Source organism: Caulobacter sp. S45 (genome assembly GCF_903642205.1).
Classification (GTDB): Bacteria; Pseudomonadota; Alphaproteobacteria; order Caulobacterales; family Caulobacteraceae; genus CAHJWH01.
Map to the genome: position 1 here is coordinate 1 of NZ_CAHJWH010000140.1, position 8,430 is coordinate 8,430.

Below are 8,430 nucleotides of genomic sequence, written 5' to 3' on the forward strand. Positions count from 1 at the left end.
TCGCCGACGGCCCAGGCGATCTCGGCCTCGCGCGCCCGCTCGCGGCCGACGTCCACCATCTCGGCGTTGTAGTCCACCACCAGGATCTTGGCGTCCGCGCCGCCCCGCCGCGCCTTGGCGGCCCGGGCGAGCCTGGCCAGGCGCTTGGCGATGTCGCCCGTGCCGCCGGCGCAGTCGATGATCCGCTCGCCGGGCTGGGGGTTCAGACGGACGGCAATCATGTCCTTCCACGCCCGGTGCACGCCCGCGCTCATCAGGTCGTTCATCAGGTCGTAGCGCGACGCCACCCGGTCGAACACGCCGCGGACCAGGCGGGGCTTGTCCTCGGGCTCGACGTCTCGGAAGCCGAAGCTGGCGCGCGTGTCGCTCATGGGGCTGAGGCTTAGACCAGAACCGCAGGCGCCGTCATGCCCTTCGCGCCTCAGCCGACCTGAGCCGCGAGGGCGTCGGCGATCGGGCACGCCGCCTCGAACACATAGTCCGGCCGCCCGGCGCTGACCGGTCCGACGCCGGCCGCCGCAAGGTCGGCCGCAATGTCGAGCAGCGCAGGCTCCGGCGCCAGCAGGCCGAAGGGCTGGCGGGTGGCGCCGCGCGCCAGGTGGGCCTCCGTGGCGTCGCGGGCGGCCTGGTCCTGCTCCTCCGGCCAGCGCAGGGCGGCGAGGCTCCTGGCCCGGGCGCGCGCCTCCGCAACCGAGATCAGCCGTCGCACCAGGGCCAGCTGGTGCGGCGCCCAGGGCGCGTGCAGCGAGGCGGCGAGCTGGGCCTGGCTCTTCAGGATCACGCCGTCGGAGACGATCTTCAGGTTGTTGGCCGCGAGCGTCGCACCGGTGGTAGTGATGTCCACCACCAGCTCCGCCAGCCCCGCCGCCGGCGCACCCTCGGTGGCGCCGCCGCTGTCCACGATGCGGTAGTCGGCGATGGCCTTGGCGGCGAAGAAGGCGCGGGTCTGCACGGCGTACTTCGTGGCCACCCGCAGGCGCGAGCCGGTGCGGCCGAGATAGAGGTGCGCCACTTCCTCCACGTCGGCCATGGCGTCCACGTCGATCCAGCTCTGCGGCGCCGCCACCACCAGGTCGGCCCGGCCGAAGCCGAGCGCGCGGAGCAGCATGACCCGCTCGTCCAGCCCCTCTCCGGTCTCGCGCAGCAGGTCTTCGCCGGTGACGCCGGCATGGATGTCGCCGGCGTCCAGCGCGGCGGCGATGTCGCCGGCCGACATCAGCCGCACCTCGGCGCCCGGCAGGCCGCGCAGCAGGGCGCGGTAGCCGCGGTCTCCGCCGTCGGCCTCCAGGGTGAAGCCGCATTCGGACAGCCAGCGCTCCACCTGCTCCTTCAGGCGGCCCTTGGAGGGGACGGCGAGGACGAGCGGGGACATCCTCAAGCCTCCGCCACCGCACGGCCCGGCCGCACGGTGCAGCCTACGGCGCCGACCCGATCGCGAGCGCCGAGCCGGGCCGGCAGGCTGTCGTAGCGGCCGCCGGCGGCGACGGGGCGGTCGTAGCCGAGCTCAAGGCTTCGCACCTCGAACAGCATGCCGTCGTAGTAGCCGAAGGCGCGCATGAAGCCCGTGGAGAACACCATCGCCCACTCCGGCACCCCGGCCGCGGCGAGGCCGCGGAGCCGTCGCACCCACGGCTGGAGCTGGACGTCGAACTCCACCTTGGCTTCATAGGCGAGGGACTCGATGCGGTCGAAGGCCTCCCGCGGCGGCGCGATGATCTCGAGATAGCGGGTGATCAGGTCCGCCTCGGCGGGGCTCAGGCGCCCGGCCCAGGCCTGCTCGGCCCGGGCGCAGAGGCGATGCGCGATTTCCGCCGGCGAACGGCCGCCCACCGGCGAGATGCCCGCCAGCTTCCACAGCTCCTCCAGCACGCCGGTGGCCTCGCCTTCGGGAAGGCTGCCCAGCAGCTCCGGCAGCCGCTCGCCCGCGCGTGGCGCGGGACCGGACCGGGCGCGGGACAGCTCCTGCTGCAGGCTGCGGCCGCTGGCGTAGGCGCCGACCAGCCGGGTGCGGAGCGCCTGGGGAAGGTCGAGGGCGGCCAGGAAGGCGTCGAACAAGGCCACGTCGCCGAGCACCAGCCCAAGGTCGCTCCGGCCGCCGGCCTGGGACGCCGTCCAGGCGAGGGCTGCGATCTCCACGTCCTGCCCGATCTTGTCGTCGGCCTGGCCGTAGACCTCAGCCCCCATTTGCAGGAACTCGGCCGGGCGCCCGCTGCCGCGGGGCGCGGTACGGAAGGCCTTGCCCTCGTAGAGGTAGCGGCCCTCGGCGGCGCCGCTCTCGATGTGGACGGAGGCGATGGGGATGGTGAAGTCCGGACGCAGGCAGAGTTCGGCCGCGCCCTCGCCCTGCACGGTGAACAGGCGCGCGCGCATGGCCTCGCCCGCGAGGTCGAGCAGCAGCGACAGGGGCTGCAGCACCGCCGCATCGCTCCAGACCCCGCCGAACGCCACGAACGGGGCGCGGATGGCCGAAAGCCGATCGGGCGCGACCGGACGCTCCACCAGCACGCGCTTCAGCCTTCCAGGATGCGGTGGACGTGCGCCACCAGATCAACGCGGGGAATCGTCGCCTGGCCGGGCCGCTCGCTCTTCCAGGCCTTGTTGTCGGCCACCTGTCCGGCCAGCGTCCGGCCGAGGTCGAGGTCCTTCACCGTCACCGTACCCGCCGCAAGCTCGTCCTCGCCGACGATGACGGCGGCGGGCGACAGGCGGCGATCGGCGTACTTCATCTGCGCCTTCATGCCCGAGGCGCCCAGATAGACCTCCGCCGCGATGCCACCGGAGCGCAGCTCGCCGGCGATGGCGAAGTAGTCGGCCATGGCGGCCTCGTTGAAGGCGATCACCACCACAGGACCACGCGCGGCGGCGCCGGGCTCCCGCCCGGCCGCCCGGAGCGCCGCCACCAGCCGGCTGACGCCGAAGGAGAAGCCGGTCGCCGGCACGCTCTCGCCGGTGAAGCGGGCCACCAGGTCGTCATAGCGGCCGCCGCCGCCCACCGAGCCGAAGCGGATGGGCCGTCCCTGTTCGTCGAAGGTGTCGAGCAGCAAATCGGCCTCAAACACGCAGCCGGTGTAGTATTCCAGTCCCCTCACGATGGTGGAGTCGAACGCGGCCTGAGATTCAGGCACGCCGAGTCGGTCGAGAGCTGAGTTGATGCGGTACAGGTCCTCCAGCCCCTTGTCGCCCGACGCTGACCCTCCGATAGCGTCGGCGATGCGACCCAGCGTGCCAAGTCGGCTGCCGCTCACCGGACTGGTGACAAAGGCCAGGACCCGTTCGCTCGCCGCCGCTGGCAGCCCGGCGCCCCTTGTGAAGTCGCCGCTTACGTCGCGCCGACCCTCGCCCAGCAGTTCGCGAACGCCGTCGGGGCCGAGCCGGTCCAGCTTGTCCACCGCGCGCAGCACGACGAGCTTCTGGGCCGGCTCGCTGACGCCAATGGCCTCCAGCAAACCGTTTAGGAGCTTGCGCGTGTTGATCTTGATCACCGCTGCGCCGCGAGGAAGTCCCGCCGCCTCCAGCCCCTCCGCCGCCATGGCGATGATTTCGGCGTCGGCCTCCGGCCGGGCGGAGCCGACCGTGTCGGCGTCGCACTGGATGAACTCGCGGAAGCGGCCCGGACCCGGCTTCTCGTTCCGCCACACCGTGCCGAAGGCGTAGCGGCGGAAGGGCTTGGGCAGGGTCTCGCGGTTCTGGGCGTGGAAGCGGGCGAGCGGGGCGGTCAGGTCGTAGCGTAGCGCCATCCACTGCCCATTCTCGGTGTCTGGATCGTCCTGCAGCGCGAACACGCCCTCGTTCGGCCGGTCGCTGTCGGGCAGGAACTTGCCCAGCGCATCGGCGTACTCGAAGGCCGAGGTCTCCAGGGCCTCGAACCCGAACCGCTCATAGACCTCGGCTACGGCCGTCAGGATCGTCCGCTCCGCGCGTAGATCGCGCGCGCGCCGGTCCTGGAAGCCGCGCGGGCTGCGGGCCTGGGGCCGGAAGGCGGGGGTGTCGGACATAGAGGATTACGGCTCAGCTGAAGCCGCGCGTGCCTATCCGATCAGCCGCCGGGCGGCAAGGAAGGGTGGGCGGCGACAAGCTTCTTGGGCGCGATCTCGGCCCAGCTGGCGCGGACCAGCTCGGCCAGCTCGTCGGGCTCGATCCCCTCCAGCGCCACGTAGCAGGAGATGATCTTGCCCCAGACGCTGGGTGTGAACACCTCGGGCCGGACCTCCCAGAGCAATTCCCGGCGGCCCTGGGGTAGCCTGAGCAGCGCCTTGCCCCCGTCGCGCACGGCGATCTGGGCGAAGATCTTGCCGTTCACCCGGAACGAGGGCGCACCGAAGTGGTCCTTCTCTTCCGCCTCCGGCAAGGCGAGGGCGGCGGCGCGCAGGTCGTCCGGCGAGGAGCCCACGGCCGCCCCCAGCGCTATTGCGCGCCGCTGTCGGCGGCTGGCCACGCTTCCGAGAAGGCGGGGCGGTGACGATCTTCGATGTCGGCCTCGTCGATCTCGTAGACCTCGAACTTGTCCGGGTAGAAGGCCAGCATGTCCTTGATCTGCTCCATGGCCGGATACGGTGTCTCGTAGCTCCACACGGCGTTCTCGAGCATGTCTCCGTTCATGTAGAAGGTGAAATAGCTGGCGTCGCCCTTGTAGGGACAGTTGGTGTGGTGGGTGGTCTTGGAGATGAAGCCCGTCTCCACATCGGCCCGCGGGAAGTAGTGCACCGGCGGGTAGTCGGCTTCCTTCAGCGTCAGAACGTTGAAGCTGGCGGCGATCACATGGTCCTGGAAGCGCACCCTGACCTGGCGCGGATTGGGCGTGATGGTAATGGGATGGTCCGGACCGGGGGTCTTCATCGCGCGGCGCCTCTTGGGGGTTCGGGAGCCAAACGCTCCAGCGGGGGCGGCGTTTCCGCTCCTTCCCTGCGACGCGGGGAGGAGAACTGAGCTGCTTGTCCGAGGGCGGAACGCATGGTCTGCTCGCCGCAGCGGGATCGCCCGCACCTTGGGGAGAGCCTGACCGCGTGAACATCGTTCTTGTCGCCGGCCTGCTGATCACGATCCTCACCGCCATCCCGGTGCTGCTGCAGCTTAGAGGCCACCCTCGGGGACTGTTCGTGCTGTTCTTCGCCGAGATGTGGGAACGATTCTCCTACTATGGCATGCGGGCGCTACTGATCTACTACCTGACCCAGCACTTCCTGTTCGAGGACAAGGCGGCGGCCAGCGAATACGGTGCCTATACCACGCTGATCTATCTGATGCCAATTGTCGGCGGCGTCCTGGCGGACCAGTACCTCGGCACGCGCAAGGCCATCGTCTTCGGCGGATTGCTCTTGACCATCGGCCAGTTAGGCTTGGCCATCCAGGGACCCGCGGCGCAGCAGGTGCTGACCTACCACGGCCACGACTACGTGTTCGAGGCGAGCGGCCGGGGCGACGCGCGCCATGCGGCGCTGAAGGTCGGGAACACCGCCTACGACTTCGCCTCCACGCCCGCCGGCGGGCTGGCGCTGAAAGGGCTGCCCGCGACCGCTCCCCTGCCCTCGGTATTGCCCAAGGGCGGCTACGCCCTTTCGGTGCAGAAGCGGCCCGAGCTGTTCGCCGACATCCTGTATCTAGCCCTGTCGCTGATCATCATGGGGGTGGGCTATCTGAAGGCCAACATCACCTCCATCGTGGGCCAGCTCTATCCCGCCCACGACCCTAGGCGCGATGCAGGCTTCACCCTCTACTATTACGGCATGAACCTCGGCGCCTTCTGGGCGGCGATCATCTGCGGGGCGGTGGGCCAGAGCGTCGGCTGGTGGGCCGGCTTCGGGCTCGGCGGCCTGGGGATGGCTGCGGGGCTGGTGGTGTTCGTGCTCGGCAAGCCGCTGCTGCAGGGCCACGGCGAGCCGCCGGTTCCCGGGCGGCTGCAACGCAGAGTCGCCGGGCCGCTGAAACTGGAGGGCGCACTCTACCTTGCGGGCCTGGTAGGCGTGGCCGTCGTGTTCGTGCTGCTGCAGCACAACGCGGTGGTGGGCTACCTGCTGGCCGCCGGGTCGGTGGCGATCCTGGGCTATGTCGGCTGGTGGATGGCCAGGCGCTGCAGCAAGGTGGAGCGGGATCGTCTGAGCTTGGCGCTGGCGCTGGTCTGCGGGTCGGTGGTGTTCTGGACGCTGTTCGAGCAGGCGGGCTCCTCGCTCAGCCTGTTCGCCGCGAGGAACACCCAGCTCCCGAGCCATGGCTTTGTGACCATGAACGCCGCCCAGACCCAGTCCTTCAACCCCGGCTTCATCCTGATGTTCGCGCCGGTGTTCGCCGCGGTCTGGCCCTGGCTGGCCAGGCGGGCGCGCGACCCTAATCCGGCGATCAAGTTCGGACTGGCGCTGGTGCAGGTCGGCGCGGGCTTCCTGGTGCTGGCGCTGGGCGCGGGCTTCGCCGATGCGAACTACCGGCTGCCGCTGATCTTCCTGGCGGTGGCCTACCTGCTGCACACCACGGGCGAGCTCTGCCTGTCGCCGGTAGGGCTGTCCCAGATCACCAAGCTGGCGCCGGCGCTGCTGGTCTCCACCCTGATGGCGGTCTGGTATCTGTCCATTTCCTGGGCGGAGTGGATCGGCGGCTTCATCGCCCAATTCGCCGGGAGCGCGACCGTGGGCGGCCAGGTGCTCGACCCCAAGGCGGCGCTGACCACCTCGCTGCACGTCTTCTCCGTCATCGGCTGGATCGCGGTGGCGGCGGGCGCGGTGTTCCTGGCGCTTTCGCCCTTCCTCAGGCGCTGGGCGCATGGCGCGACCGAGGCGGACGTGCATGAGCCGAACGCGCCGGTGTTCGACGGCGACCGGTCCGGTCTCTCCCCCGCGACCCTGCGAGGCGACGTTTGAGCCCGTCGCCCATGCTGCTGGTGGCGGCGGCGGCTCTGATCGACGCCGACGGGCGGGTGCTGATCGGCCAGCGGCCGGAAGGCAAGTCGCTGGCAGGGCTCTGGGAGTTCCCCGGCGGCAAGGTCGAGCCCGGCGAGACCCCCGAGGCCTGCCTGATCCGGGAGCTGGACGAAGAGCTGGGCATCCAAGTCAGCCAAGCCTGTCTCGCCCCTTTCGTCTTCGCCAGCCAAGCCTATGAGGCCTTCCACCTGCTGATGCCGCTCTACCTGCTGCGCCGCTGGGAGGGCCAGGTCACCCGCCGCGAGCACGCGGCGCTCAAGTGGGTGCAGCCGGCCCGGCTGTTCGACCACCCCATGCCCCCGGCCGACGCGCCGCTCTGCGCCTGGCTGCGGGACTTGCTCTGAACCTCAGTCCCTGCGCTGGTCGGCACAGGACGCCGTTCCTATCTGCGAGGCCGAATGGCCATACGTCCTGACCTGCCGCCGGTCGTGCACCACCCGGCCTACAGCGCCGACATGCCGGCCAACCACCGCTTCCCGATGGGCAAGTACGCGGCCCTGGCCCAGGTCCTGATCGACGAGGAGCTTGTCCCGGAGACCGGCTTTTTCCGACCCGAGCCGGCGAGCTTCGCCGCGCTGGCGGCTGTGCATGATCCCGTCTACGTCCGCCACGTCTTCGATCTCACCGTGCCGCGCGAGGTGGAGCGCCGCATCGGCCTGCCCATCACCCGCTCGGTGGCCGAACGCGCCCGCGCCGCCACGGGCGGGACGATCCTGGCCGCGCGGCTGGCGCTAGAACATCGGCTGGCCTGCAACACCGCGGGCGGCAGCCACCATGCCGGCCCGGCGGGCGGGGCGGGTTTCTGCACCTTCAACGACGTGGCGGTCGCTGCGCGGATATTGCTCGGTGAAGGCGCCGTGCGCCAGATTCTGGTGGTGGACTGCGACGTGCACCAGGGCGACGGCACCGCGCGCATCTTCGAGCGGGAGCCGCGCGTCTTTACCTTCTCCATGCAGGGCGAGAAGAACTACCCGGTCCGCCGCGCCGTCAGCGACCTGGACATCGAGCTGCCGGACGGGACGACGGACGGGCCGTACCTCGGGCGCTTGGCCGAAGCCCTGCCCGGCGTGGTGGACCGCGTGCGCCCAGACCTGATCTTCTACATCGCAGGGGTCGATCCCCATGCCGACGACCGGCTCGGCCGGCTGTCGCTCAGCGACGAAGGTCTGGCGGCCCGCGACGCATACGTGCTCGCCACCTGCCTGTCGGCCGCGCCGGTGGTGGGCGTTATCGGCGGAGGCTACGACCGGAACATCGACGCCCTGGCCAAGCGCCACGCCACCCTGCACCGGGCGGCGGCGAAGGCGTGGCGCACGCTGGGATAGCGCCACACGCTCGACAGCCCTGACGCGAGATGTTGAAAAGAGAACGCCCGCCGGACTGGCCGGCGGGCTGGCGCGCTCAGCGCGCGAACTTCTGGAACTTGAGCCGCTTGGGCATGAGCGAGTCCGCGCCCAACCGCCGCTTCTTGTCCTCCTCGTAGGCCTCGAAGTTGCCCTCGAACCATTCCACATGGCTGTCG

Annotated in this window: 10 protein-coding genes; 3 read left to right on the forward strand and 7 right to left on the reverse strand. The window is 70.6% G+C overall.

What is annotated here, in order from left to right; translation table 11 throughout:
• From HUV06_RS12715 to HUV06_RS12740, 6 genes are all read right to left on the reverse strand, one after another.
• Positions 1-371 (reverse strand): class I SAM-dependent methyltransferase (locus HUV06_RS12715; RefSeq protein ID WP_174301632.1); only part of this gene is annotated, 371 nt, incomplete at its 3' end.
• A 50-nt stretch (positions 372-421) separates the two neighbouring features.
• A complete protein-coding gene (hisG, locus tag HUV06_RS12720) occupies positions 422-1,372 on the reverse strand; it encodes an ATP phosphoribosyltransferase (RefSeq protein WP_174301633.1) in 951 nt (316 codons plus the stop codon).
• 2 nt (positions 1,373-1,374) lie between these two features.
• Positions 1,375-2,499 (reverse strand): ATP phosphoribosyltransferase regulatory subunit, encoded by a 1,125-nt coding sequence (locus HUV06_RS12725; protein ID WP_371811080.1) that lies wholly within the window; start codon positions 2,497-2,499, stop codon positions 1,375-1,377.
• An 11-nt stretch (positions 2,500-2,510) separates the two neighbouring features.
• A complete protein-coding gene (gene hisS, locus HUV06_RS12730; protein ID WP_174301635.1) occupies positions 2,511-3,995 on the reverse strand; it encodes a histidine--tRNA ligase in 1,485 nt (494 codons plus the stop codon).
• Between the two features lie 41 nt (positions 3,996-4,036).
• On the reverse strand, positions 4,037-4,390 hold the full coding sequence (locus HUV06_RS12735; protein WP_174301636.1) for an MmcQ/YjbR family DNA-binding protein: 354 nt from the start codon (positions 4,388-4,390) through the stop codon (positions 4,037-4,039).
• A 14-nt stretch (positions 4,391-4,404) separates the two neighbouring features.
• Positions 4,405-4,836, reverse strand: a complete 432-nt coding sequence (locus tag HUV06_RS12740) for a DUF427 domain-containing protein (RefSeq protein ID WP_174301637.1) — start codon at positions 4,834-4,836, stop codon at positions 4,405-4,407.
• Positions 4,837-5,003: 167 nt separating this feature from the next.
• Between HUV06_RS12740 and HUV06_RS12745 the strand changes: the two genes are divergently transcribed.
• From HUV06_RS12745 to HUV06_RS12755, 3 genes are read left to right on the forward strand one after another with little or no spacing between them, the layout of a single operon-like run.
• Entirely contained in the window at positions 5,004-6,848 is a 1,845-nt protein-coding gene (locus HUV06_RS12745) for a peptide MFS transporter (protein WP_174301638.1), read from the forward strand.
• A gap of 11 nt (positions 6,849-6,859) precedes the next feature.
• Entirely contained in the window at positions 6,860-7,252 is a 393-nt protein-coding gene (locus tag HUV06_RS12750) for a (deoxy)nucleoside triphosphate pyrophosphohydrolase (RefSeq protein WP_174301640.1), read from the forward strand.
• A 54-nt stretch (positions 7,253-7,306) separates the two neighbouring features.
• Positions 7,307-8,233: a histone deacetylase gene (locus HUV06_RS12755; RefSeq protein ID WP_174301639.1), complete on the forward strand. Its 927-nt coding sequence runs from the start codon at positions 7,307-7,309 to the stop codon at positions 8,231-8,233.
• 76 nt (positions 8,234-8,309) lie between these two features.
• Here HUV06_RS12755 and HUV06_RS16340 read toward each other — a convergent pair.
• Positions 8,310-8,430, reverse strand: a 121-nt coding sequence (locus HUV06_RS16340; protein WP_254601102.1) for a hypothetical protein, incomplete at its 5' end; no start/stop codon positions are given.